General features: G+C 73.3%; 24 protein-coding genes. 16 read left to right on the forward strand and 8 right to left on the reverse strand.

Going from position 1 to position 23374, the window contains the following annotated elements:
* Positions 1 to 137 precede the first annotated feature (137 nt).
* Together ACQPZZ_RS28635 and ACQPZZ_RS28640 are read right to left on the reverse strand one after the other, a co-directional pair.
* Positions 138 to 422 carry a hypothetical protein gene (locus tag ACQPZZ_RS28635; protein ID WP_363646733.1) on the reverse strand — a complete coding sequence of 95 codons (285 nt, stop codon included), beginning with the start codon at positions 420 to 422 and terminating at the stop codon, positions 138 to 140.
* Positions 423 to 444: 22 nt separating this feature from the next.
* Positions 445 to 1086, reverse strand: coding sequence for a hypothetical protein (locus ACQPZZ_RS28640; RefSeq protein ID WP_432924131.1), 642 nt, complete (start codon positions 1084 to 1086; stop codon positions 445 to 447).
* Positions 1087 to 1303: 217 nt separating this feature from the next.
* Here ACQPZZ_RS28640 and ACQPZZ_RS28645 point away from each other — a divergent pair, with 217 nt between their 5' ends.
* Genes ACQPZZ_RS28645 through ACQPZZ_RS28655 form a run of 3 tightly spaced genes read left to right on the forward strand, consistent with a single transcriptional unit; the run spans position 1304 to position 3171 of the window.
* Complete coding sequence (locus tag ACQPZZ_RS28645; protein WP_363646731.1) at positions 1304 to 1915, forward strand: ArsR/SmtB family transcription factor; 612 nt, start codon at positions 1304 to 1306, stop codon at positions 1913 to 1915.
* Positions 1915 to 2670, forward strand: coding sequence for an SRPBCC family protein (locus tag ACQPZZ_RS28650; protein ID WP_432924134.1), 756 nt, complete (start codon positions 1915 to 1917; stop codon positions 2668 to 2670). Before ACQPZZ_RS28645 ends, ACQPZZ_RS28650 begins: the two co-directional genes overlap by 1 nt.
* Before the next feature lie 45 nt (positions 2671 to 2715).
* Positions 2716 to 3171: an SRPBCC family protein gene (locus ACQPZZ_RS28655; RefSeq protein ID WP_432924136.1), complete on the forward strand. Its 456-nt coding sequence runs from the start codon at positions 2716 to 2718 to the stop codon at positions 3169 to 3171.
* Positions 3172 to 3232: 61 nt separating this feature from the next.
* On the opposite strand, the gene ACQPZZ_RS28660 is transcribed toward ACQPZZ_RS28655, so the two are convergent.
* Together ACQPZZ_RS28660 and ACQPZZ_RS28665 are read right to left on the reverse strand one after the other, a co-directional pair.
* A complete protein-coding gene (locus ACQPZZ_RS28660; protein ID WP_363646728.1) occupies positions 3233 to 3964 on the reverse strand; it encodes a DUF429 domain-containing protein in 732 nt (243 codons plus the stop codon).
* Positions 3965 to 3974: 10 nt separating this feature from the next.
* On the reverse strand, positions 3975 to 5351 hold the full coding sequence (locus ACQPZZ_RS28665; RefSeq protein ID WP_432924138.1) for an FAD-binding oxidoreductase: 1377 nt from the start codon (positions 5349 to 5351) through the stop codon (positions 3975 to 3977).
* A gap of 168 nt (positions 5352 to 5519) precedes the next feature.
* On the opposite strand from ACQPZZ_RS28665, the gene ACQPZZ_RS28670 reads away from it, so the two are divergent.
* Together ACQPZZ_RS28670 and ACQPZZ_RS28675 are read left to right on the forward strand one after the other, a co-directional pair.
* Complete coding sequence (locus tag ACQPZZ_RS28670; protein ID WP_432924140.1) at positions 5520 to 6230, forward strand: GNAT family N-acetyltransferase; 711 nt, start codon at positions 5520 to 5522, stop codon at positions 6228 to 6230.
* Complete coding sequence (locus ACQPZZ_RS28675; RefSeq protein WP_432924142.1) at positions 6230 to 9889, forward strand: ATP-binding protein; 3660 nt, start codon at positions 6230 to 6232, stop codon at positions 9887 to 9889. Before ACQPZZ_RS28670 ends, ACQPZZ_RS28675 begins: the two co-directional genes overlap by 1 nt.
* 28 nt (positions 9890 to 9917) lie before the next feature.
* On the opposite strand, the gene ACQPZZ_RS28680 is transcribed toward ACQPZZ_RS28675, so the two are convergent.
* Positions 9918 to 10079, reverse strand: coding sequence for a hypothetical protein (locus tag ACQPZZ_RS28680; RefSeq protein WP_432924144.1), 162 nt, complete (start codon positions 10077 to 10079; stop codon positions 9918 to 9920).
* A gap of 36 nt (positions 10080 to 10115) precedes the next feature.
* Between ACQPZZ_RS28680 and ACQPZZ_RS28685 the strand changes: the two genes are divergently transcribed.
* Positions 10116 to 11123 carry a cation diffusion facilitator family transporter gene (locus ACQPZZ_RS28685; RefSeq protein ID WP_432924146.1) on the forward strand — a complete coding sequence of 336 codons (1008 nt, stop codon included), beginning with the start codon at positions 10116 to 10118 and terminating at the stop codon, positions 11121 to 11123.
* A gap of 44 nt (positions 11124 to 11167) precedes the next feature.
* Here ACQPZZ_RS28685 and ACQPZZ_RS28690 read toward each other — a convergent pair whose 3' ends face one another.
* Together ACQPZZ_RS28690 and ACQPZZ_RS28695 are read right to left on the reverse strand one after the other, a co-directional pair.
* Positions 11168 to 12727 carry an ABC transporter substrate-binding protein gene (locus ACQPZZ_RS28690; protein ID WP_432924148.1) on the reverse strand — a complete coding sequence of 520 codons (1560 nt, stop codon included), beginning with the start codon at positions 12725 to 12727 and terminating at the stop codon, positions 11168 to 11170.
* 81 nt (positions 12728 to 12808) lie between these two features.
* Complete coding sequence (locus tag ACQPZZ_RS28695; protein WP_432924150.1) at positions 12809 to 13579, reverse strand: sporulation protein; 771 nt, start codon at positions 13577 to 13579, stop codon at positions 12809 to 12811.
* A gap of 139 nt (positions 13580 to 13718) precedes the next feature.
* Between ACQPZZ_RS28695 and ACQPZZ_RS28700 the strand changes: the two genes are divergently transcribed.
* The 7 genes from ACQPZZ_RS28700 to ACQPZZ_RS28730 all read left to right on the forward strand — a co-directional run bounded on the left by ACQPZZ_RS28700 (position 13719) and on the right by ACQPZZ_RS28730 (position 19785).
* On the forward strand, positions 13719 to 14042 hold the full coding sequence (locus ACQPZZ_RS28700) for a YciI family protein (RefSeq protein WP_432924152.1): 324 nt from the start codon (positions 13719 to 13721) through the stop codon (positions 14040 to 14042).
* Positions 14039 to 15286 carry an RNA polymerase sigma factor gene (locus ACQPZZ_RS28705; RefSeq protein ID WP_432924154.1) on the forward strand — a complete coding sequence of 416 codons (1248 nt, stop codon included), beginning with the start codon at positions 14039 to 14041 and terminating at the stop codon, positions 15284 to 15286. The genes ACQPZZ_RS28700 and ACQPZZ_RS28705 overlap by 4 nt, the downstream gene beginning before the upstream one ends.
* A 71-nt stretch (positions 15287 to 15357) precedes the next feature.
* Positions 15358 to 15990, forward strand: coding sequence for a maleylpyruvate isomerase family mycothiol-dependent enzyme (locus ACQPZZ_RS28710; protein ID WP_432924155.1), 633 nt, complete (start codon positions 15358 to 15360; stop codon positions 15988 to 15990).
* 159 nt (positions 15991 to 16149) lie between these two features.
* Complete coding sequence (locus tag ACQPZZ_RS28715) at positions 16150 to 17433, forward strand: endo-1,4-beta-xylanase (protein ID WP_432924157.1); 1284 nt, start codon at positions 16150 to 16152, stop codon at positions 17431 to 17433.
* A 134-nt stretch (positions 17434 to 17567) separates the two neighbouring features.
* The gene (locus ACQPZZ_RS28720; protein WP_432924159.1) at positions 17568 to 17966 is read left to right on the forward strand and encodes a YciI family protein; all 399 of its coding nucleotides are present in this window, start codon (positions 17568 to 17570) and stop codon (positions 17964 to 17966) included.
* Positions 17963 to 19213 carry an RNA polymerase sigma factor gene (locus tag ACQPZZ_RS28725; protein ID WP_432924161.1) on the forward strand — a complete coding sequence of 417 codons (1251 nt, stop codon included), beginning with the start codon at positions 17963 to 17965 and terminating at the stop codon, positions 19211 to 19213. The genes ACQPZZ_RS28720 and ACQPZZ_RS28725 overlap by 4 nt, the downstream gene beginning before the upstream one ends.
* 56 nt (positions 19214 to 19269) lie before the next feature.
* Positions 19270 to 19785 carry a LysE family translocator gene (locus ACQPZZ_RS28730; protein WP_432924163.1) on the forward strand — a complete coding sequence of 172 codons (516 nt, stop codon included), beginning with the start codon at positions 19270 to 19272 and terminating at the stop codon, positions 19783 to 19785.
* 32 nt (positions 19786 to 19817) lie between these two features.
* Here ACQPZZ_RS28730 and ACQPZZ_RS28735 read toward each other — a convergent pair whose 3' ends face one another.
* The gene (locus ACQPZZ_RS28735) at positions 19818 to 20279 is read right to left on the reverse strand and encodes a MarR family transcriptional regulator (protein WP_432924165.1); all 462 of its coding nucleotides are present in this window, start codon (positions 20277 to 20279) and stop codon (positions 19818 to 19820) included.
* A gap of 82 nt (positions 20280 to 20361) precedes the next feature.
* On the opposite strand from ACQPZZ_RS28735, the gene ACQPZZ_RS28740 reads away from it, so the two are divergent.
* The 3 genes from ACQPZZ_RS28740 to ACQPZZ_RS28750 all read left to right on the forward strand — a co-directional run bounded on the left by ACQPZZ_RS28740 (position 20362) and on the right by ACQPZZ_RS28750 (position 23324).
* Entirely contained in the window at positions 20362 to 21204 is an 843-nt protein-coding gene (locus ACQPZZ_RS28740) for an alpha/beta fold hydrolase (RefSeq protein ID WP_432924167.1), read from the forward strand.
* A gap of 82 nt (positions 21205 to 21286) precedes the next feature.
* Positions 21287 to 22315, forward strand: a complete 1029-nt coding sequence (locus ACQPZZ_RS28745) for an NAD-dependent epimerase/dehydratase family protein (RefSeq protein ID WP_432924169.1) — start codon at positions 21287 to 21289, stop codon at positions 22313 to 22315.
* Positions 22316 to 22340: 25 nt separating this feature from the next.
* Entirely contained in the window at positions 22341 to 23324 is a 984-nt protein-coding gene (locus ACQPZZ_RS28750; protein WP_432924171.1) for an aldo/keto reductase, read from the forward strand.
* The last annotated feature ends 50 nt before the right edge of the window (positions 23325 to 23374 follow it).

Below are 23374 nucleotides of genomic sequence, written 5' to 3' on the forward strand. Positions count from 1 at the left end.
GCTCAGGCTGGTGTGGCCGGCCGCGCCCGGTCGCGGCGCGGCAGGCGGTTCGGGCTCTGTCATCACAATTCGCCGGTCTCGGGACGGCGGGGGCCCGGACCGGCCGCCGACCGGTCCGGGCCACCGAGATGATCACGTCACAGCAGTGGAACCGCGGGCCGCCCGGGGTTGACGACGCCGAGCGCGAACTGGATCTGCGCCAGGCACGCGTCGTACCGCCCGGTCCGGTACAGCTGTACCGCCTGCACCAGCAGCGGGATGATCCCCGCGACCTGGGGCGCCTGCGGGAGTGACGCCTGCAGCCAGCCGTACAGCCGCTGGAGCGTCACGGCGCAGTGCGCCTGCAGAGGCGCGATCGGCGCCGGATGCCCCGTAGCGACCCCCACGACCGGGGGCGTCACCGCACCCATCCCGGGACCCATCGATTCCACGGTGTTCCTCCGATCAGAGAACGGCACCGGCCGGCACCGGGACCTGCTGCCCGGCCTGCTGGTGCAGCTGGCCGTACGGCTGGCCATACGACTGGCCATACGACTGGCCATAGGCCTGCGACAGCGGCTGCGCGGTCAGCGGGACCTGCTGCCCGTACGCCGCCTGCCCGTACGCCGCCTGCACGTGCTGGGGCATGACGGGCTGGATGCCGAGCTGCAGGGCCTGCTGGCCGGGGTGCTGCGCGTACGCCTGGGTGGCGTACGGCTGGCCGTAGGCCTGCGGGATCTGCTGGGCCTGGGCCTGGATGGCCTGCAGGGCCTGCAGAACCTGCGGCGGAAGAACCTGCTGCTGAACCTGCTGCTGGATCTGCTCCCTGACCTGGTGCTGGTAGAGCACCCCCTCCAGCATCTGGCGGGCCGCGTGAGCGCCGTAACGCACGCTGTGCCGCGCGACCTTGGTCCAGAAGGTCACCGGGCTCACCAGGTGCTCCTGCGGGAGGATCTGCTCCTCCTGCTGGATCATCGCCAGCGGCGACACCTGCTGCTGCATCGCCGGGATCTGCTGACCGAGATGCTGCAGGGGCGAGATCTGGTGCTGAGCGCCGTACCCCAGCATGGTCGCCATGGACGTGGGGTTCATAGCTGTGAACGTCATATTCACTCCTTCGGAGCCAGTAGGTCCGGCCCATCGCCGATGTGATTACATCGCGTGACGGATTGATCGCACAACGTTATAGGCGTAATGAGTGGATAAGGCGGACTTGGCACTCAAGCGCGGCGACACGGGGGACCACGCGCCGGCAAAGTGCGATACCCATCCGACATCTCTGCTTGTCTTGACAAAATTGTTTTTCGGAGGCCATCCTTGAGGCATGAAGGACGTGGCGGTGATCGAGGATCCGGCGGCGGCGGAGGCCTCCCTGGATCCGATACGGGCGCGGTTGCTCGCCGAGCTGGCGGAGCCCAACTCGGCGACCATGCTGGCGGCCAAGGTGGGGCTGCCGAGGCAGAAGGTGAACTACCACCTCAAGACGCTGGAGCGGCACGGCCTCGTGGAGCTGGTCGAGGAGCGCCGTAAGGGCAACGTCAACGAGCGGGTCATGCGGGCGTCGGCGGCGTCGTTCGTGATCTCCCCCGCCGCGCTGGCGTCGGTCGCGCCCGATCCGTCGCGCTCGCCCGACCGGCTGTCCGCACGGTGGCTGCTGGCGCTCGCCGCCCAGCTCGTACGCGACGTGGGAACGCTGATCGTCGGAGCGGCACAGGCGCGCAGGAAGCTCGCGACGTTCGCCATCGACGGCAGGGTGCGCTTCGCCTCGGCCGCCGACCGGGCCGCGTTCGCCGAGGAACTGTCGGCCGTCGTGACCGCGCTCGTGAGCAAATACCACGACGATTCGGCCGAAGGCGGGCGCGAGCACCGCCTGGTCGTCGCCGTCCACCCCGCCGTCCCCCGGACGGCTTCCCCCCAATCCGACGAGGAGACCTGATGGCCCACGAATTCGAGCTGCGCAAGGAAATCGAGCTGGACGCGACCCCCGAGCAGGTCTGGGAGGCCATCGCGACCGGCCCGGGCGTGGACTCCTGGTTCATGGGGCGCACCGAGATCGAGCCCGTCGAGGGCGGCCGCGGCCGGTTCACCGTGTTCGGCAACAGCGAGAGCTCCACCGTGACCGCGTACGAGCCCGGCAAGCGGCTCGCGTACCGCGGCGACGACAACCCCGACGGCACGTTCATGGCGTTCGAGTACCTCATCGAGGGACGCGACCACGGCAGCACGGTCCTACGGCTGGTGCAGCACGGTTTCCTGGGCGACGACTGGGAGACCGAGTACGAGGCGATGGTCGCGGGATGGGACCTGTACCTGCACAAGCTCGCCCAGTATCTGACGCACTTCCGCGGGCGGCCCGTCACGGTCGTCGGCGCCGTCCATCCCCACGCGCCGGAGCGCGGCGAGGCGTGGACGGCGATCAAGGGCGCGCTGGGCCTCGCCGATACGGTCCGCGAGGGCGACCCCGTTCGGATCGCGGTGGACGGGCTGCCGGAGGAGGACGGTGTCGTCGACTACGCGCGCCTGCCGGACTTCCTCGGCGTGCGGACCGCCGACGGGCTCTACGGGTTCATCCACTCCGGGCCGGAGCGCGGGAACGTGGTGGTCCTCGGGCACCACGTCTTCGCCGAGGGCGCCGGCCAGGAGCGCACCGAGGCCGCCTGGCAGTCCTGGCTGTCCCGGCTCTTCTCCTGACCCTCCCCGCGAAGACGTACGTCCGAACCCCCGACCACGATGGGCATGACGATGACGAACACCCCCGACCTCGAATACACCATCACCCGCGTCCTGGACGCCCCCCGTGAGGCCGTCTTCGCGGCGTGGACCGAGCCCGAGCGCTTCAGCCGGTGGTTCGGCCCGCACGGCTTCACCACCCCGGTCTCGCTGATCACCATGGACCTGCGTCCCGGCGGCGAGTGGAACGCGTGCCTCGTGTCGCCGGAGGGCGCGAAGGCCCCTCTCGGCGGGGTCTACCGGGAGATCGCGGCGCCCGAGCGCCTGGTGTTCACCACCGGCGACCCGGGCAACCAGGAGGGCGCCGTGGCCTCGGTCGCGACCGTCACGCTCACCGGCCTCGGGGACCGTACGGAGATGCGCTTCACGCAGGAGGGCTACAACACCGACGAGGCGCACGCCGAGGCCGCGAAGGCGGGCTGGCTCCAGTTCTTCGACCGGCTCGCCGAGCACCTCGCCTGAGCTTCCCTCGCCGTACGCCGCATCCCCCGGGACGCGGCGTACGGCCCCATGCCTGTCTTGGTCAGGCCCAGATGGCGCAGGGGATGCCGTCGGAGAAGACCTCGGGAGGATCGGGCAGGGGCCGCGCCTCCCCGGACACCACCCGCAGGGCCGACCAGGCGGCGGCGCCCGCGTCGAGCACGTCGTCCACGCCCGCCACCGCCCCGGCCCCGCCGAGGTCGCCGGCGAGCACGACACCCGCCGCCGCCAGCAGTTCACGCCGCCGCTCGGCGCCCGCCCACGTCGTCTTCGGATGCGGGAGCGGCGCCCCGGCGAGCCGGGCGAAGCTCAGCTCGGGGTGGACCTCCACGACGCGCCTGCCCGACTCCCGCGTCCAGCGCTCCACCTCCAGCAGTTTCCTTCTGAGCCCGTACGCCTGGCGGGAAACGCCCTCGCCGGCCAGGCGGCGGTTGACGGCCACGGCCGAGGCGTAGTCGTCCGCCTCGAGCGCGGCGCGCACCGGGGTCATGAACACCGACCGCCACCGGGGGCCGAGCTCCGCGCGCGCCAGGACGTCGGCCCGGCGGCGGCCCCGGCCCCGAAGACCGCCGGGGCCGCCGTCGGGCAGGCCGATCGGCATGTCCACGGCCACGACGGCGACCTCGCCGTCCGCGTCCGCCCGGGCGACCAGGTCCGCGACGCGGGTCGCGAAGTAGGCGCGCGCCGTCCCTCCGTCCCGGGGACCGGCGGGCGGGACCACCCCGACCCAGCCCGCCCCGCACGCGTCGACACCGAGCACACGGGCATCGTTCATGAGGCCATGCTCAGCCCTGGCGGGGGACGACGTGGCCGAAACGGAACAGGTTCGCCGGGTCGTAGACATCGCGCAGCTTCGCGAGCCGCCGCAGCGTCTCCTCCGGCCAGGCCCGGGAGATCTGCTCGGGAGCCAGGGCGCCGCCCTGGAAGTTGATCAGCGCGCCGCCGGTCGACCAGGGCGCGAGTGCCTCGATCACGGCCTGTACGGCGGCGGGGACGGCCGTGTCCATCAACTCGGGCACCGGTGCGCCGATGGCCAGCAGCGTGAAGGCGGCGTCGCGCCCGCCCACGGCGTTCGGCTCCTTGGGCCGGCGGGCGAGCGCGCCGCCGAGCTGGCGCAGCTCGACCACGGCCAGCGGAACCGGCGCGGCCGGGCCGGCGACCGCGAGCAGCGCGTCGACGGTCTCGGCGGTCAGCTCGCGCAGCAGCCCGCCCCGTTCGGCGACCGGCATGGGGTGGGTCGGGTCCTGGTGGATGGAGTCGATCGCCGCGTACGGCAGGGGCCCGACGGCGTCGAGCACCGGCTCGGCCACGGCCCGCATGGGGGCCAGCAGCGCCTCGGCCTCCTGCCCCTCCCCCACGTGGGCCACCCGCAGGTGGACCACGAATTTGCCGCTGAGCTGCGGCGGCAGCTCGGGCAGCGGGGGCAGGCGCAGCAGCGCGACCGAGGTGGTGACGGTCTCCGGTAGCGTGCCGGTCCAGCTCCGGTAGGCGTGCAGGACCCGCCCGGCGTCCTCGGCCGCGTAGAACAGGCCGCCGCCGTACAGGCCGGTGAGCGGGAGCAGGTCCACCGTGATCGAGGTGACGACGCCGAATCCGGCCTTGCCGCCGCGCAGCGCCCAGAACAGGTCGGGCTCGCTGACCGCGTCGGCGGTGCGGACCACGCCGTCCCCGGTGACGACGGTGAGCTCCCGCACGTGGTCGGCCGCGAACCCGAAGGTCCGCGCGATCGGCCCGATGCCGCCGCCGAGCGTGAAGCCGACCACGCCGACGCCGGTCGCCGAGCCGCACAGCGGAGCCAGGCCGTACGGCGCCGCGGCGGCGATGACGTCGCCCCACGTGCAGCCGGCCGCGACGGTGGCGGTGCGGGCCGCGGCGTCCACCACGACCTCCCGCATGGCGCGGGTGCTGATCAGCACGGCGCCGTCGGCCGCCTGCACGGCGCCGTGGCCGGTCGACTGCACGGCCACGGGCAGCCCGTGCGCGGCGGCGAGCCGTACGGCCGCGGCGACGTCCGAGGCGTCCCGCGCCGCGACGATCACGGCGGGCCGGTGGCGCACGGCGAGGTTGAACCCGGCGGCCTCCTCCTCGAACCCGTCCTGCCCCGCTACCAGGACCCCGCCCGCGACCTGTCCCCGCAGCGCGTCTTCGATGATGCTGTGCATGTCCGTCCGTCCTTCGGATGTCGGATGTCGTCGTCTGTGACGGAGACAGTTGTCGCATCGGGGTCTTGGTGTTCGCTTGCGCCTGTCGGGCCGGAGCCCGCGGGATGTTCGAAAGGACTCCTAGAGACGTCCTAGGGGTGTCCAAGACAGTCCCCGCACGCTGGGACGATGTCGCCGCCGTCGAAGAAGCGCCAGCCGCCGTACGCAGGGCAGCCGGGCCGGGCCGATCCTCCGCGCGACGCCGCGGCCTGCGGCGCCCGGCCGGAGGCCCAGCCGGGGGTCCAACCGGACACCAAGCCGCCTGCCCGGCCCCGCCCCCCGGAGGACGCCCCGATCGGCCCCGCGCGGGACGCCGCGCCGCCCGGCACGCTGCTGCTGCGCGAGGTGCCTGCGCATGCCGGCGCACCGGGAGCCCGGATCATCGGCCCGGCGCTGGAACACGCCCTGCGCGAGGCGCCGGCCGCCCGGTGCCGCCTCTACGTGCTGACCGACATCGCCCGTCCGGCCGCCGCCGCCCCGCTCGCCGCCGCGCTGCTGGAGACCGGGGCATCACGAGAGACCGGGGCATCACGGGAGACCGGAGCGCCGGTGCACGCGCGGTGGGCCCTGCTGCACGCGCTCGCCGTGGCCGTCCCCCACCGCGGCCGGGGGCTCGGCCGCCGCCTGCTCGACGACCTGCTCATGGAGCTGCGCGCGGACGGCGTACGCGTCGTGTGGTTCCTCCCCCGCCCCGGGGACGGGGGTGTGCCCGCCCTGCTGAGAAGCGCCGGCTTCACCGACGGAAGTGACCGCGTTTTCCCTCGCGGGAAGGAGCGGACATACGCGTATGATGAGCCAGAAATCCGGCCCTGGGCCGCCTGGCTCGTTCGGGAGTTGTGATGCGTACGGGCATCGACGGCGCGCAGTCGGCCGCGCCGCGCCAGGGCCTGGACGTCCGTCGGGGTCCCACCCTGGACTTCCGCCTCCTCGGCACGCTGGAGGTCGCCGACGGCACCGGCACGATCCTCGATCTCGGGCCCCGCAAGCAGCGCGCCGTGCTGGCGCTCCTGCTGCTGAACGCGCCCCACGTCGTGCCGCTCGACCAGCTCATCGACCGGCTCTGGCGGGACGAGCCGCCCTCCAGCGCCACGGGAACGCTCCAGGCGTACATCTCACACCTGCGCAGGACGCTCGAACCCCGGCGCAGTCCGCGCTCCCCGGCCCGGGTCCTGCGTACGCGGGAGCCCGGCTACCTGCTGGACATCGAGCCGGATCAGGTCGACGCGGAGCGGTTCGGCCGGGCGGCCGAGACCGCGCGCGCCGCCCTGGCCGCGGGCCGCCCCGAGGAGACCGAGCGCGTTCTGGGCCCCGCGCTGGCGCTGTGGCGGGGCGAACCGCTGGCCGACCTGGCCGACGAGCCGTTCGCCCGGTCCACCGTCGCCCGCCTGAACGAGACCCGTCTGGCCGCGCTGACCGTCCGCGCCGAGGCGTTGCTCGCGCTGGGACGGGCGGCCGAGGTGACGGTCGAGGTCGAGCGCCTGCTCGAACAGGACCCCTACCGCGAGGGCCTGTGGGCGCTGCTCATGCGGGCCCTCTACCGGGAGCGCAGGCAGGCCGAGGCCCTGGCCGCCTACCAGCGCTGCCGCACACTGCTCGGCGACGAACTGGGCCTCGACCCGAGCCCCGAACTGCGGCGGCTGGAGCAGGCCATCCTCGCCCAGGACGAGTCTCTGGCGGCCGCGTGGACCCCTGTGATCGCCGTGCCGCCGGAGCCGGGCACGGGGCATGAGGGGGCTCCCACGGAGGGCGGCCGGGCAGGCGGGAACGCCGATGACGAGAGCACCGGCGACGCGGCCGTGCGAGGGCTACCGGAACAGGGCTCGCTGGGACAGGGCCCGCTGGGGCGGGGCCTGGTCGGACGCGAGCCGCACCTGCGCCGGATCGCCGGACGGCTCGACGACCTGCGCCGCGGCGCCGGCGGGGTGTTCCTGGTGAGCGGCGAGTCCGGCATCGGCAAGACCCGCCTCGCCGAGGCCGCCGCGAGCATGGCGGCCGAGCGCGGAGCCGCGGTGGCCTGGAGCAGGTGCGTCGAGGGCAGCGGCGCCCCCGCGTTCTGGCCCTGGATCCAGGCGCTCAACGCGCTGGAGACGGACCGGGCCGCGCATCACCCGGCAGCGGAACCGGATCAGGCTCTCGGACCCGGCCGAGCTCCGGTGACGGACCCGGCTCCGGCGACCGGCAGCGCCGGGGAGGACGGCGCTCTCGCCCGGCTCGCTCACCGCCTCTCGGACGGCGACCACACGGACACCGCCGACCCCGACACCGCCCGGTTCCTGCTGCACGACAGCGTGGCACGGGCGCTGACGCGGCGGGCCTCCACCGCTCCGGTCCTGATCGTGGTGGAGGACCTGCACTGGGCCGACGCCGCCTCGCTGAAGCTGCTCACCTTCCTCGGCGCCGACCTGCACCGTGTCCCGCTGCTGGTGCTCGCCACCGTACGGCCGGAGCCCGTGGTCGCCAGGCAGTCGCTGACCGAGGCGCTCGGCGAGCTGACCCGCCAGCGCGGCACCGAACGGATGACCGTCGCCCCGCTCACCCCGGAGCAGATCGCCGACTACCTGCGCGAGGCGGGATGGGCCGGCCCCGGGCCCGAGCTCGCCGCCGCGCTGCGCGACAGGACCGGCGGCAACCCGTTCTTCCTGGGCGAGCTGCTGCGCCTGTTGACCAGCACCCACGCCGACGGCCGCGTGGGCACGGCGGACGTGCTCGCGCTCGCCGTGCCCGACGGCGTGCGCGACGTGATCAACCAGCGGGTGTCACGGCTGCCGGAGGACTCCCAGACCCTGCTGCGGGCCGCCGCCGTGATCGGCAGGGACGTGGACGCCGACGTGCTGGAGACCGCGACCGGGGTCGGCGGCGCCCGGGTGATGATGCTGCTCGAACCGGCCGTCGCCACCGGACTGCTGGTCGAGGTGGACGGCGGCTGGGACTACCGCTTCTCCCACGCGCTGGTGCAGGAGGCGTTGTATTCCGGCCTGAGCCGCAGACAGCGGGCGCAGCTCCACGGCCGGGTGGGCGAGGCCATCGAGAGCCTTCGACGGGGCGAGCCCGGCTCCCGGCTGCCCGCGCTCGCCCACCACTTCGGGCTGGCCGCGCGGGTCGGCTACGCGGACAAGGCGGTCTCGTACGCCGTGGAGGCGGCCGAGCAGGCCACGGCCAGGCTCGCCTACGACGAGGCCGTCCTGCACTGGGAGCAGGCCCTCGACGCCTGCGCCGCCGGACCGGCGGCCACCCGCTGCGCCCTGCTGATCGGTCTCGGCAAGGCCCGGCGGGTGACGGGCGACGTGGAGGGCGCGCGCGGCGCCCTGGACGAGGCCGTGACGCTCGCGACCGGCATCGGCGACGACGCCGCCGTCATCGAGGCGGCCACCGTCTTCGGCGGCGTCACCCTGTGGAACTGGCGCTCGTACGGCGTGGTGGACCAGCGCATGGTGACCGTGCTGGAGGACCGGCTCTCCCGGCTCGGCCCGGACGCCGTTCGCACCCGCGCGGAGCTGCTCGGCACGCTCGGTGTCGAGCTGTACTACGGCGACCGGCGCGAGGAGGGCCGCCGCCACGCCCTGGAAGCCGTGGAACTGGCCCGGCGCACCGGCGACCCCCTGCTGCTGGCCCGCACGCTGAACAACTTCGTCATCGCGGCCTGGACGCCCGAGCACGAGGAGGAGCGTTACCGGGCGGCCGAGGAGATGCTGGGACTCCCCGGCCTGCCCAGGGCCACCGAGATCGTCGCCCGCCTGCACCGCATGCCCAAGTTCCTGAAAGCGGGCATGCTCGCCGACTACGACGCGGAGCTGGCCCGCTGCCTGCGGCTCACCGCGGAAGTGCGGATGCCGGAGATCGAGACGCAGGTCGCGTACGCCGCGGCCGGACGGGCGATGCTGGCGGGCGACTGGGCGGAGATGGACCGGCAGGCGGCCCTCGGCACCGGCAGTTACCGCCGCACCAGCCTGTGGGGGCCGGACGTCCTCAAGCTGATCTACGCGTTCTACGCCGACTGGTGCCAGGGACGGCCCAGCCCGCTGCTGACGGAGCTGGTCGAGGCCGCGGCCGACGACTCCAACATGATCGCGCGGCCCACGGCCGTCCTCGCCGCGCTGAAGGCGGGCGACCACGAGCTGGCCCATCGCCTGATCGACCGCTGGGGCGCCGTACGGCCACGCGACTGGACGTGGCAGTTCGTCGCCTGGCAGTGGGCCCTGGTCGCCGCCGAGCTCGGCCGGCCCGATCCCGGCGAGCTGCTCGCCGAGCTGCGGCCGATCGCGGGGCAGCTGATGACGATGGGCACCGGATGCCTGTCGTGGGGGACGCTCCACGACGTGGTCGCCGGGCTCCTGCACCGGATCGGCGACGTACCCGCCGCTGTGGCGCACGCGGAGGCCGCGCGCGACGCCCACCGGCGGCTCGGCCTGCCTCATCTCGTGAGCCGCAGCGAGGCCCTTCTGCGGGATGTCCGTGAGCCGGCGGGGCGGGCCGGCCCCAGCGGCGACGCGCGGGCCTGACTCCGGAACATCCGCGGGCGGTGTTCCGTCACAGGGGCAGGTGCGGGGCGTTCGCACCTGCGCCGCACGCGCTCTTGTCGAGATGCTGCGGCGGCTTTTCCGGTGCATCGTGGATGCCATGAGCCAGGAACAGGCCGGGCACGGACATGGGCACGGACATGGGCACGGGCATGGGCACGGGCATGGTCATGGGCACGGGCATGGGGACGGCCGCGGAGACGGCACCGTGACGCTTCGCGCGCGGGTGGCGCACCTGCTGCGCCCGCACTCGCACGAGGCCGCCGACAAGATCGATCCCGTGATGGAGTCGTCCGCCCGGGGCATGCGCGCGCTGTGGGTGTCGCTGGCCGGCCTCGGCGCGACCACGCTGGTGCAGGCGGCGGTGGTGGCCCTGTCGGGGTCGGTCGCGTTGCTTGGCGACACCCTGCACAACGCGGCCGACGCCCTGACCGCCGTGCCGCTCGGGTTGGCGTTCCTGCTCGGCCGCCGTCCGCCCACCCGCCGCTACACCTACGGCTACGGACGGGCCGAGGACCTGGCCGGCGTGGTCATCGTCCTGACGATCGCCGCCTCCTCGATCGCCGCGGCGTACGCCGCGATCGGACGGCTCCTGGAGCCGCGGGAGGTCACGCACCTGGGGGCGGTCGCGGCGGCGGCGCTGGCGGGATTCGCCGGGAACGAGCTGGTCGCCCGCCACCGCATCCGGGTCGGGCGTGAGATCGGCTCGGCGGCCCTCGTCGCCGACGGACTGCACGCACGCACCGACGGTTTCACCTCGCTGGCCGTGCTGGCCGGCGCAGGCGGGGCCGCGCTCGGCTGGACCTGGGCCGACCCCGTCGTCGGCCTGCTCATCACGGTCGCGATCCTGACCGTGCTGCGGCAGGCGGCGCGGGAGGTGTACCGGCGGCTGATGGACGCCGTGGACCCGGCTCTCGTGGACCGCGCCGAGGCGACCCTGTGGGGCACGCCGGGCGTGCTCGGCCTGGGCCAGGTGCGGCTGCGCTGGATCGGCCACCGCCTCAGGGCCGAGTGCGAGGTCGTCGTCGATCCCTCGGCCACGGTGGTGGAGGCTCACCGGGTCGCGGCCGAGGCCGAGCACAACCTGATCCACGCCATCCCCCGGCTGACGGCCGCCATCGTGCACGCCGACCCGCTGCCTCACGACGGTGTGGACCACCACGCCGTCCTCGGCGACCACCGGCACGACCACCGCCCCGCGTACCGCCCCGGCTGAGACCGGCGTCCTACGCGCAGGTGGAGACGTCCGGGCCGAAGACGTCAGGCGGGCCGCACCGAGGCCGGGTCGAGCCAGCCGAACGGCGTCAGCGCGGGCGCCGCGATCTTGCTCGAATAGCCGGCCTCGGCTTGGTAGAACCACAACGGAATGGCCGGCATGTCCCGGACCAGCAGCGACTCCGCCTCGCGGTAGAGCGCGATCGCCTTGGCCCGCGACACCTGTCCGTCGGCGGCGCGCAGCAGCGCGTCGAACCGGGGGTTGCGGTACAGCCCGTAGTTGTACACCCCGCCGGAGGCGAACTGCGGGGCGAGCACGTTCTGGATGTGCGGGAAGTCGAGCTGCCAGCCCATCCGGAACATCCCCTTGACGGTGCCGTTCGAGGTCATCCGCTGAAACGCGTCGAAGGTCTTCACCGTCGTGGGGACGATCGTCACCGCGCCCTTGAAGACCTTGCCGACGCTCGCGGCGACCGCCTTCACCCAGTCGGCGGACCCGCTGTCGGCGGCATAGTAGAGCGGGATGCTCGCGGGCGTGCGGAACCCCTTCGCCTTGGCCCGGGCGAGGTAGGTGCGCGCGCGGGCGGGGTCGTAGCGGCAGAACGCGCCGCAGGCGCCGGACTTCGCCCCCTCGGCCGTGGGCGGGACGAACGAGCCGGCCGGCACCCGCCCTCCGCGGAAGACCTCACGGGCGATCGTCTTGCGGTCGATCGCCATCGAGACCGCCTTGCGGAAGTCGGCGTTCGTGCCCAGCCGGAGCGGAATGCCGATCTCCTGGACGTTGCCGGTCACCGAGTGGATCACCCGGCCCTTGAGGTCCTTGGCGGCACGGAGCGCGGCGGCGGCCGGCACCTGGAACATGGCATCGAGACGGCCGACGACCAGGTCCGCGTAGGCGACGTTGTCGTCCTGGTACGTCCGGTAGGTGAGCTTGCCGACCCGCGCCTTGGACGACCCCGCGTACCCGTCGTACCGCTCCAGCACCGTCTCGGAGCCGGGCGCCCACTTGACCACCTTGAACGGCCCGTTGCCGACCGGCTTGCGCTGGAACGACGCGGGGCTCTTCAGCGCGGAGTCGGGCAGCGGCGAGAAGGCGACGTGGCCCAGCTTCTGCGTGAACGGCCCGAGCGGCCGCTTCAGCTCGATGGTGAACGTGCGGTCGTCCACGACCTTGAGCCCGGACATCACGCGGGAGCCGTACCCCTTGATGTCCTCGAACAGGAACGCGTTGGCGGACTTGCCCGCGGCGGCGGTCTGGTTCCAGGCGTCCACGAAGTTGTGCGCCTTCACCTCGGTGCCGTCGTGGAATCTCCAGCCCTCGCGCAGCCTGACGGTGAACCGGCGGTTGTCCTTCGTGCCGATCGACTTCGCCATCGCGTACGTCATACGCGAGGTTCCGGGGGCGTACTCGACGAGGCCGGTGAACAGCGCGTCGAGCACGTCGCCGCCGCACTCGCCGGCCCAGCCCAGGGTGAGCGTGTAGTACGGCGCGCAGGTGGACACCGTGACGGCGGCACCGGCCTCGGCCCGCGCCTGCGCCTGCGCGGGAACCGCCAGCAGGCAGCAGACGAGGGGAAGGACCGCCATGGCGGAGCGGGGGACCACCTGTTTTCACCTCCGGACCCGAAAAGGGATGATCAGCCTAGTGGCCGGGTCCGGAGTGAGTCAGGATTTTTCTGGTAAGCGTCAAAACCAGCCGCGGTGCCGGGCCATGGAGGCCAGGCCGTCGCGCAGCGCCTGCTCCACCCTGCCGGGGTGGTCGCCGTACCCGACGCGGAAGCGGTTGTAGACGTCGTGGCTGGAGGTGAGGAAGCCGCCCCGCTTGTCGGCCTCCAGGATCACGTCCATCGAGTGCGGCCCCGCGACGAAGGTCAGCTCCAGCTCGCTGAAGTGGCGCCGCCAATCTCCACCGGCGTGATACTCGATCTCCTGGTAGAACGGCATGGTCGAGCCCCGGAGCGTGCCGCGCTCAAGGTCGGCCCGCTTGAAGTGGAAGCCCATGTGGACGAGCGCCCCCAGCAGGTGGTCCTGGGCCGGCAGGGGATTGACGTACAGCGGGTCGAGGTCGCCCTTGTCGAGCGCGCCCGCGAGCGCCAGCTCGGTGGCCACGCCCAGCCGCATGCCCGGCAGCGGGCGCCCGCCGACCGCACTGACCGGGGTCTCCCACGGCACCGGGATCGCGAACGGCAGGGCGCGGGCCTCCCCCGCGCGCAGGTCGAAGGGCCCGGAGACCGGCGCCCGCAGGAAGCCGTAGGTCGCGTGGTGTTCCTGGTCGCCGCGCTCGACCTCCACGACTGCGGTGAAGTCGACGGTGATCCCGTCCACCCGGTGATCGGACGACCCGCCCCTGAAACGGACCTCGCCGTGCAGGGTCTCTCCCGGGCGCACGTGCGGGTCACGTAGCACCGTGTCGACCTCGACGCCGGCTCCCAACGCGGCCATCAGCTTGCGGAACACCGATCACTCCCTTGGTCGCGGACCGTTCACCGCTGCCAACGACCCGTCCCCGCCGCCCGGTTCCCCGTACAGAGGTGTCCTTTCCGGCTCGTCCCGTTCGTCGTACGTCCATGATGGGTTGTCGGCCCGAGGAGGACCCATGAAGTACGTGCTGCTCATCTGCGGCGACGAGTCGGCGGCGGAGCACGCCGGCGACGGGTGCGGCGGCTGGTCGGAGACGATGGCGGAGCGCGGCGTGCTCCGGGGAGGCGCCGGGCTGCGCCCGCCGGGCGACGCCACGACGCTGCGGGTGCGAGAGGGCGAGGTGCTGCTGTCGGACGGGCCGTTCGCCGAGACCAAGGAGCAGCTCGGCGGATTCTGCCTGATCGAGTGCGCCGACCTGGACGAGGCCGTCGAGATCGCCGCCGCCCATCCCGCCGCGGCGTACGGCACGATCGAGATCCGGCCGCTCACAGATCTATGACGCCGCCGGTCGAGGCCGCCGTCGACCGGGCCTTCCGCGAGGAGTGGGGGCAGGTCGTGGCCACGCTCATCCGCTGGACCGGCGACTGGGACCTGGCCGAGGAGTGCGCGCAGGACGCCTTCGCGCAGGCCCTGCGGACCTGGCGGCGCGACGGCGTGCCGCGCCGCCCCGGCGCGTGGCTGACCACCGCCGCGCGCAACCGGGCCGTGGACCGGCTGCGCCGTGAGGCCACCGGCGCGGCCAAACTCCGGGAGGTGGCGGACGTGCTCGCGGCCCAGGGCGGCGACGCCGCCGACGAGCCGGGCGTGCCGGACGACCGGTTGCGGCTCATCTTCACCTGCTGCCATCCGGCGCTCGCACTGGAGGCCAGGGTGGCGCTGACCCTGCGTACCCTCGCCGGGCTCACCACGGCCGAGATCGCGCGGGCGTTCCTGGTCGGCGAGCAGACGATGACCAAGCGGCTGACCCGGGCCAAGCAGAAGATCCGGAACGCGGCCATCCCCTATCGCGTGCCGCCGGCGCACCTGCTGCCCGAGCGCCTCCCGGCCGTGCTCGCGGTGCTGTATCTGCTGTTCAACGAGGGCTACTCGGCGACGGCCGGCGACGACCTCGTACGGCACGACCTCGCGGCCGAGGCGATCCGCCTGGCCCGGGTGCTGGTGTGGCTGATGCCGGACGAGCCCGAGGCGGCGGGCCTGCTCGCGCTGATGCTGCTGCACCACGCGCGCCGCGCCGCGCGGCTGGACGAGGCCGGCGACCTGGTGGTGCTGGAGGACCAGGACCGCGGCCGGTGGGACGCCGGCCAGATCGCCGAGGGCGTGGCCCTGCTGGACGCCGCGCTGCGGCGTGGGCGGCCCGGCCCCTACCAGGTTCAGGCCGCCATCGCCGCCTGTCACGCCACCGCCGCCCGCCCCGAGGACACCGACTGGGCGCAGATCGCCGTCCTGTACGCGCGGCTCGCGCGGCTGGTCCCGTCGCCCGTCGTCGAGCTGAACCGCGCGGTGGCGGTGGGCATGGCGCGCGGCCCGGCCGCGGGCCTGGCGCTGGTCGACGCCCTGCGGGAGACACTGCGCGAGACGGGCGCCCTGGCCGGCTACCACCTGCTGCCCGCCGCCCGCGCCGACCTGCTGCGCCGGCTGGGCCGTACGGCCGAGGCGGCCGAGGCCTACCGGGAGGCGGCCGGCCTGGCCGCCACCGACGCCGAGCGCCGCTACCTCGCCCGCCGCCTGTCCGCCCTCGAATAGGTGTCCGTATGGGCCGTGCCCGTTCGTCGGAGGGACGAACACGTACGACACGAAGGGAAGGGCGACGACCCATGGAAACGGAGATGCGGCAGCGGATCGCGGCGGAACGCCGCGAACTGGCGGACCTGCTGAGCGAACTGCCGCCGCGGTCGTGGGACGCGCCGTCGCTGTGCGCGGGGTGGCGGGTGCGGGAGGTGGTGGCGCACATGACGATGCCGTACCGGCATTCCGGGCTGAGCGTGCTTGCCGGTCTCGTCAGGGCCCGGGGGAACTTCGACCGGCTGGCCGACCGGCTCGCGCGCGAGGACGCGGCGGCGCTCGGCCCCCGTGAACTGACCGCCTGCCTGCGGGACAACGCCGAGCATCCCTGGCGGCCTCCGGGCGGCGGCTACGCGGGCGCGCTGTCCCACGACGTGATCCACGGCATGGACGTCACCGTCGCGCTCGGGATCGACCGGCGGATCCCCGCCGACCGGCTGCGCGTCCTGCTCGACAACGCGCGGTCGCCCCGGAGCCGGAGGTATTTCGGCGTCGACCTGGACGGCGTCGCGCTGCGCGCCGACGACGTCGACTGGTCGCTCGGGACGGGCGCCCCGTTGTCGGGCGCCGCGCAGGACCTGGTGCTGGTCCTGTGCGGCCGCCGGCTGCCGGAGGGACGGCTGCGCGGCGAGCCCGCCGCACGCTTCACCCACTTCGTCCGCTGACCGCGCCGCTGCGGCCGCTGATCGCAAAGATGGGCAGGTCTGTGTACTTCCGGGCGTCATGAGCGTTACCGTGCTCGAGATCATCGACCTCTCCGGTTCGGAGCGACGAGGCTCCCGGAGAGGTTTCCTCCGCCCTGAGCACTCCCTGGAGGCCCTTACATGCCGTCCCGCTCCGGTTTCGATCCCGACCCGCTGATCAGGAAGCACCGCACCGCCGGCGCCACGCTCACCGTGACCGCGGACGGAGCGCCGCTCGCCGGTCAGGAGGTCGTCGTCGCGCAGCGCGGGCACAAGTTCCTGTTCGGCTGCATCGGGTTCGACTTCATCCCGCTGGCCAACGGCGAGACCGCGGCGGGCTCCGGCGAGCGGCGGTCGCTGGGCGAATCCCCCGCGGCCGGGTCGCAGGAGGTCGCCGACCTGTGGTTCGACCTGTTCAACTTCGCCACCCTGCCCTTCTACTGGGGGCAGTTCGAGCCGGTCCGGGGCCGCCCGGACACCGAGCGGCTGCTCACCACGGCCCGGTGGTTCGCCGACCGGGGCGTCCCGGTCAAGGGGCACCCGCTCGCCTGGCACACGGTGACCGCCGACTGGCTGATGGACCTGTCGAACGCCGAGATCGCCAAGGCCCAGGTGGAGCGGATCCAGCGGGACATGACCGACTTCGCCGGCGTCATCGACATGTGGGACGTCATCAACGAGGTCGTGATCATGCCGATCTTCGACAAGTACGACAACGGGATCACCCGCATCTGCCGGGAGATGGGCCGGATCCCGATGGTGCGGATGGTCTTCGACGCGGCGCGCGAGGCCAACCCCCACGCCACGCTGCTGCTCAACGACTTCGACATGTCCGCGGCGTACGAGTGCCTGATCGAGGGCGTGCTGGAGGCGGGCATAAAGATCGACGTGCTCGGCCTGCAGAGCCACATGCACCAGGGCTACTGGGGCGAGGAGAAGACGCTCGCCACGATCGACCGCTTCGCGCGGTACGGCCTGCCCATCCACTTCACCGAGACGACCATCGTCTCCGGCCACATCATGCCGGAGGAGATCGTCGACCTGAACGACTACCAGATCCCCGAGTGGCCGAGCACCCCCGAGGGCGAGGCCCGCCAGGCCGACGAGATCGTGCGCCACTACAAGACCCTGTTGTCCCACTCGGCCGTGGAGGCGACGACGTACTGGGGCCTGTCGGACGGCGGCTGGCTCGGTGCGCCGGGCGGTTTCGTCCGCGCCGACGGCACCCCCAAGCCGTCGTACGACGCGCTGCGCTCGCTCGTCAAGGGCGAGTGGTGGCTGCCGCCGACGACGATGGTCACCGACGACGACGGCCGTGTCCGCTTCGACGGCTTCCTCGGCGAGTACGAGATCACCGCCGGTGGCCGGACGGTCACGTTCGCCCTGGACGAGCCGGGAGACGCCCAGGTGTCCGTGTCCCTCTGAGTCCCTGTGACGTTCGCCTCCGGCCGCGGAAGATTTTTCGAGAGTTCTTCGTGGAAGATGTCGAGAATCGGGGAGCCGGCTTCTACCCAGGGGTGAGCGCGCCCACGAGGGGCGGGCGGCAGGAGGAGCGAGACATGAAATACATGCTGCTGATGCAGTTCGGCCCGCAGAGCGGCATCGCCTCCATGGACACCTGGTCGGCGGAGGATGTCAAGGCGCACATCGAGTTCATGCACGAGGTCGACCGAGGGCTCGTCGAGGCCGGCGAGTTCGTGGACGCGCAGGGGCTGGCGATGCCCGACCAGGCGCGGATCGTGCGGGCCGGCGAGGGCGGCGTCCCCGTCGTCACCGACGGCCCGTTCCCCGAGACCAAGGAGTTCCTGGTCGGCTACTGGATCGTCGACTGCGAGGGGCCGGAGCGGGCGTACGAGCTGGCGGGCCACATCTCGGCGGCGCCCGGCCTGAACGGCGAGCCGCTCAACATGCCGATCGAGGTGCGGCAGGTGATGGCCGGCCCGCCGCAGGAACTGTGAACATCTCGCAGCCGCACGTCGACGACTTGCTGCGCCCGCTGGCGCCGCAGGTCGTCGGCGTGCTCACCCGCAGGTTCGGCGACTTCGGCGCCGCCGAGGACGCGGTCCAGGAGGCGCTGCTCGACGCCCTCGCCCAGTGGCCCGCCGAGGGCGTGCCGGACAACCCGAAGGGCTGGCTGGTCCAGGTCGCCTCCCGGCGGATGATCGAGCAGGTGCGTGGTGAGCAGGCGCGCCGCCGTCGCGAGGAACTGGTGGCCGCGCGGGCTCCCGCCGACCACTCGACCTCCCCGGCGGCCGACCGGGCGCACGAGACGGACGGGGACGACACGCTCGTCATGCTGTTCCTGAGCTGTCACCCCGCGCTGACGCCGGCGTCCGCCATCGCCCTGACCCTGCGCGCCGTCGGCGGGCTGACCACGGCCGAGATCGGCAAGGCCTTCATGGTGCCCGAGGCGACGATGGCGCAGCGGATCAGCCGGGCCAAGCAGCGCATCAGGGCGTCGGGGGTGCCGTTCCGCCTGCCGGAGCCGCAGGAGCGCCGCGCGCGGCTCGCCTCCGTGCTGCACGTGCTCTATCTGATCTTCAACGAGGGCTACGCCGCCAGCGGCGGCCCGGGCCTGCACCGCGTCGAGCTGTCCCGCGAGGCGATCCGGCTGGCCAGGACGCTGCACCGCCTGCTTCCCGGCGATTGCGAGGCGGCCGGACTGCTCGCGCTGATGCTGCTGACCGACGCCCGGCGGCCCGCCAGGACCGGCCCCGGCGGCGTCCCCGTCCCGCTGGCGGAGCAGGACCGCTCCCTGTGGGACCGAGAGGCGATCGCCGAGGGCACCGCGCTGCTCACCGCCGCCCTGCGCCGGGGCGCCGCCGGGCCGTACCAGGTCCAGGCGGCGATCGCCGCCGTGCACGACGAGGCGGCGACGGCCGAGGAGACCGACTGGCCGCAGATCCTCGCGTTGTACGGCCTGCTGGAGCGCATGACGCCCAACCCGATGGTCTCCCTCAACCGCGCCGTCGCCGCCGCCATGGTGCACGGCCCCGCCGCCGGGCTGGCCCTGCTCGAACCGCTGGCCGACGGCCCGCTGGCGGGGCACCATCGCCTGCACACGGCGCGCGCGCACCTGCTGGAGATGGCCGGCGACATCACGGCGGCCGTCGAGGACTACCGCGCGGCGGCGAGCCGTACGGCCGCCGTCCCCGAGCGCGACTACCTCGTCATGCGCGCGGCCCGCCTCGCCGCCCGCCTGTGAGCCGTCTCAGCACGTGAATCACGCGGGCGCGCCGCTGCGGCGGCCCGGCCACCGGCGTGCTGGCCGCCGTGGGCGTGGCCTGCGGCGCCCTGGTGCACGCCCTGGCAGCGATGTCGGGGCTGTCCGCGCTGTTCGCGCATCTGCCTGTGCTGTACCACGTGCTGCGGTGGGCGGGCGCCGCCTATCTCGCGTATCTCGCGGTGAAGGCCTTCCGCGACCGCGGCGCCCCCGACGGCGACGACGGCCCGCCGACCGGCCCCGACCCGCGCCGGCTGCGCGCCTTCTGGCAGGGCATGGTCACGAATCTGCTCAATCCCACGGTGATCCTGTTCAACATCGCCTACCTGCCGCAGTTCGTGAACCCGGCCCTGGGTCATGTCACCGTCCAGTTCCTGGTCCTCGGGCTGACCCTGGTGCTGCTCGGTCTCGGCGTCGACGCCACGGTCGGCGCCCTCGCGGGACGGCTCGCGGCGCTGCTGCGGCGCAGTCGCCGGTTCGCCCGCGGCCTGAACGTCGTCAGCGGCTCCGTCTTCGCCGCCCTGGCCGTCCGGCTGGTGACCTCCCCGGATTAGAGCCGGCCGGATTAGAGCCGGAGAGCCCGGCGTCAGGCACGGCGGGGAACCGATCCCGGCGCGAGACTGCGCGCGAGGAACTCGAGCGCGGCGACGACCTCGGCGATCCGCGCCGGATCGTCGGTGCCCAGAGCCGCCGCGAGCGGCCCCTCGACGCCGGCCGCCCGTGCGGCCTCCACCCGCGGGGGCTCCCCGGGCGCCCGCCTGATCACGACCCTGCGCCGGTCGGCCGGATCGGGGGCCGTCACGACCGCCCCGGCCTCCTTCAGCCGGGCGACGGCGCCCGACACCGCGCTCTGCGGCAGGCCCGTCCGCGTCGCGATCTCCCCCACGGAGGTCTCCGGGTGAGCACGCAGGTCGGCGACGACCACCAGCACGGTCCGGACGCTGGCGGCCTGCGTCGTTCTCGACGGGGCGATGCCCTCGACCGGCATGGCCTCTTCGCCGATCTTCATGAGAGTCCTGCCGAGCAGGAAGAGGTCGACTCCGTTCACCACTCCACAATACATCAGTCTTGATTCATCAGATTTGATGGATTATGGTCGGAGCATCCCCACCGCCCGAAAGGACGACCCCATGAACGGCATGCTTCGCACGGCCGGCGCCACGATCTATTACGAGGTGTGTGGCACCGGTCCCGCACTCCTCATCGGGCAGAGCGGGGAGGGGGACGCGGACCGCACCGCCGACCTGGTCCGCCATCTCGCCGCCGACCACACCGTCATCACCTACGACCGCCGCGGCCTGTCCCGCAGCGCACTGGACGACCCCGGCCGCGGCGCGACCATGGCCGACCATGTCGACGACGTCCACCGCCTGCTCACCGCCGTGACCGACCGGCCGGCGAGCATGCTCGGATGCAGCTTCGGCGCGGTCATCGGGCTGCACCTGGCCGTCGAGCACCCGGAGCAGCTCGACACCCTGATCGCGCATGAGCCGGTCGCCCCCGGCCTCCTCCCCGCCGCCGAACGCGCTCATCACGTACGTGAACTGGAGGAGCTGCAGCGCCTCTACCGTGAGCGCGGCCTCCCCGACGCGTTCGCGAAGATCGCGGAGGTGCTGGGCATCGACCCCGTCGGCCAGGACACCGAGCCCGGGCTGACCCCGCACCCCCTCGACGACCGGCGCCGGGCCGGTTTCGACTTCTTCATCCGCAACGACTTCACCGCGGTCGTCCGTGACACCCTCGACGTCGGTGCGCTCCGGGACACACCGGTCCGCGTCATCCCGGCCTTCGGGCGCACCACGCCCCGGCACGTCTTCGACTATCGGTGCGCGCAGGAGCTCGCCGCGCTTGTCGGCGCCGAGGCCCGGGAGTTCCCCGGCGGGCACAACGGCAGCACGACCCACCCTGTCGGGTACGCCGCGCGCGTCCGCGAACTCCTGGCCCGGCCCGTCGGCGTGCTTGACGTGGGATGACGTCGCGCTCTAAGTTGCTGCCGCGATCGACAATTTTCGTCGATCTGTCGAAAGTTTCCTGGGAAGAATTCGGAGCCGCCGCGTGAAGGTCCTCTACATCGGCGGCACCGGAACGATCAGTTCGGCCTGCGTGGCCGAGTCGGTGCGGCGGGGGCTCGACGTCCACGTGCTCAACCGGGGCCACACCGCCCGGCGCCGCCCCCTGCCCGGCGGGGTCACCACGCTCACCGCCGACGTGCGGGACCCCGACGCGCTGCGCCGGGCCCTGGCCGGGACGACCTACGACTGCGTCGTCGACTTCCTCGGCTACACCGCCGAGGACGCCGCGACGAGGGTGGACCTGCTGGACGGCCGCATCGGGCAGTACGTCTACATCAGCAGCGCCTCCGTCTACCACAAGCCGGTGCGGCGAGCGCCGTTCACGGAGTCGACCACCCGGCGCAACCCCTACCTGGCGTACGCCAGGGACAAGATCGCGGCCGAGGACGTCCTGCGCCGCGCGTACGAGGAGCGCGACTTCCCCGCCACGATCGTGCGTCCCTCGCACACCTACGACGACGCGCATCCGCCGCTGCCCGGCGAATGGACGGCCTGGGACCGGATCGCGCGCGGCGACGAGATCGTGGTGCCCGGCGACGGCACCAGCCTGTGGACGCTGACGCACGCGGACGACTTCGCCGGCGGCCTGGTGGGCCTCATCGGCGCCTGGCAGGCGATCGGCGAGGACTTCCACATCACCTCGGACGAGGCGCTGACCTGGAACGAGATCTACGAGGTCGTGGCGCGGACGGCCGGCGCGACGGCCAGGCTCCTCCACCTGCCCGCGGAGTTCCTGCCGCGCATCGCGCCGGACTGGTTCTGGTCCGATCTGATCGTCGGCGACCTCCAGCACACCGCGCTGTTCGACACCACGAAAATCAGGCGGTTCGTCCCGTCGTTCCGGCCGGTCGTCACCTGGGCGGAAGGGGCCGGGCGGCTGCACGCCCGGCGGTCGGCCCACCCGGAGGAGACCCGGCCCGACGCCGGGACCGACGCGGTGCTGGCCCGGCTGGCCGAAGGACACCGCCTCGCGTCGGCGGCCGTGGCACAGTCGGCCCCGGCCCGCCGCTGAGGGCCCGCGACGGAAGGACAGCCCGATGCCCCTCGACCCCCGTGACGACCTGACCGTCCCCGACCCGGCGCTGCGCCGGCCGTTCGGGCGCACCGGCCTTTCGGTGACGCCGATCTGCGTCGGCACCAGTCCCCTGGCGAGCATGCCGGGACTGTACGGATACGAGGTCGGCGAGGAGCGCGCGCGGGCCACCGTGGAGGCCGTGTTCGACGGGCCGTTCAACTTCCTCGACACCTCGAACAACTACGGCGGCGGCAGCGCGGAACGGCGCATCGGCGCGGTGGTCCGCCACCGCGGCGGCGTCCCCGCCGGGTTCGTCCTGGCCACCAAGGTCGACGCGGACCCGGACACCGGCGACTTCTCCGGCGAGCGCGTGCGCCGTTCGGCCGAGGAGAGCCTGGAACGGCTCGGGGTCGGCCACGTGCCGCTGTTGTATCTGCACGACCCGGAATTCCACATCACATTCGAGGAGGCCATGCGCCCCGGCGGGGCGGTGGAGGCGCTGGTCGCGCTGCGGGACGCCGGCATGGCCGGCCATATCGGCATCGCGGGCGGCCCGGTCGGCCTGTTGCGCAGGTACGTGTCGACCGGCGTGTTCGACGCCGTGATCAGCCACAACCGCTGGACGCTGCTGAACCGCGAAGCCGGCCCGCTGCTCGACGAGGCCGCCGATCGCGGCGTCGCCTTCGTCAACGGCGCGCCGTACGGCGGCGGAATGCTGGTCAAGGGACCCGACGCCCAGCCCCGCTACGCCTACCGGGACACCGGGGAGTCCGTCCGGAACGCCGCCCGCGCCATGCGGCGGGTCTGCGACGCGCACGGCGTGCCCCTCGCCGCCGCCGCGCTGCAGTTCTCGCTGCGTGACCCCCGGGTGGCGTCCACCATCGTCGGCGTCTCCGAACCCGGGCGACTCGAGGAGACGCTGCGCCTCGCCGCCGCCCCGATTCCGCCGGGTCTGTGGGACGAACTCGACCGGCACCTGCCCTCCCCCGCCGCCTGGCTGGACTGACCGTCCGGCTTCCCGGGCGCCCGGCTTCCCGGGTGCTCGGCTCTCCGGGG

Origin of the sequence: Microbispora sp. CA-135349 (genome assembly GCF_050947365.1) — a bacterium.
GTDB lineage: Bacteria > Actinomycetota > Actinomycetes > Streptosporangiales > Streptosporangiaceae > Microbispora.

Bases quoted from the DNA above. Each gene is read 5' to 3' on its own strand.
- ACQPZZ_RS28635 (WP_363646733.1), bottom strand. From the start codon at position 422: ATGGGTCCCGGGATGGGTGCGGTGACGCCCCCGGTCGTGGGGGTCGCT.
- ACQPZZ_RS28640 (WP_432924131.1), bottom strand. From the start codon at position 1,086: ATGACGTTCACAGCTATGAACCCCACGTCCATGGCGACCATGCTGGGG.
- ACQPZZ_RS28645 (WP_363646731.1), top strand. From the start codon at position 1,304: ATGAAGGACGTGGCGGTGATCGAGGATCCGGCGGCGGCGGAGGCCTCC.
- ACQPZZ_RS28650 (WP_432924134.1), top strand. From the start codon at position 1,915: ATGGCCCACGAATTCGAGCTGCGCAAGGAAATCGAGCTGGACGCGACC.
- ACQPZZ_RS28655 (WP_432924136.1), top strand. From the start codon at position 2,716: ATGACGATGACGAACACCCCCGACCTCGAATACACCATCACCCGCGTC.
- ACQPZZ_RS28660 (WP_363646728.1), bottom strand. From the start codon at position 3,964: ATGAACGATGCCCGTGTGCTCGGTGTCGACGCGTGCGGGGCGGGCTGG.
- ACQPZZ_RS28665 (WP_432924138.1), bottom strand. From the start codon at position 5,351: ATGCACAGCATCATCGAAGACGCGCTGCGGGGACAGGTCGCGGGCGGG.
- ACQPZZ_RS28670 (WP_432924140.1), top strand. From the start codon at position 5,520: ATGTCGCCGCCGTCGAAGAAGCGCCAGCCGCCGTACGCAGGGCAGCCG.
- ACQPZZ_RS28675 (WP_432924142.1), top strand. From the start codon at position 6,230: ATGCGTACGGGCATCGACGGCGCGCAGTCGGCCGCGCCGCGCCAGGGC.
- ACQPZZ_RS28680 (WP_432924144.1), bottom strand. From the start codon at position 10,079: ATGACCATGCCCGTGCCCATGCCCGTGCCCATGTCCGTGCCCATGTCC.
- ACQPZZ_RS28700 (WP_432924152.1), top strand. From the start codon at position 13,719: ATGAAGTACGTGCTGCTCATCTGCGGCGACGAGTCGGCGGCGGAGCAC.
- ACQPZZ_RS28705 (WP_432924154.1), top strand. From the start codon at position 14,039: ATGACGCCGCCGGTCGAGGCCGCCGTCGACCGGGCCTTCCGCGAGGAG.
- ACQPZZ_RS28710 (WP_432924155.1), top strand. From the start codon at position 15,358: ATGGAAACGGAGATGCGGCAGCGGATCGCGGCGGAACGCCGCGAACTG.
- ACQPZZ_RS28715 (WP_432924157.1), top strand. From the start codon at position 16,150: ATGCCGTCCCGCTCCGGTTTCGATCCCGACCCGCTGATCAGGAAGCAC.
- ACQPZZ_RS28720 (WP_432924159.1), top strand. From the start codon at position 17,568: ATGAAATACATGCTGCTGATGCAGTTCGGCCCGCAGAGCGGCATCGCC.
- ACQPZZ_RS28740 (WP_432924167.1), top strand. From the start codon at position 20,362: ATGAACGGCATGCTTCGCACGGCCGGCGCCACGATCTATTACGAGGTG.
- ACQPZZ_RS28750 (WP_432924171.1), top strand. From the start codon at position 22,341: ATGCCCCTCGACCCCCGTGACGACCTGACCGTCCCCGACCCGGCGCTG.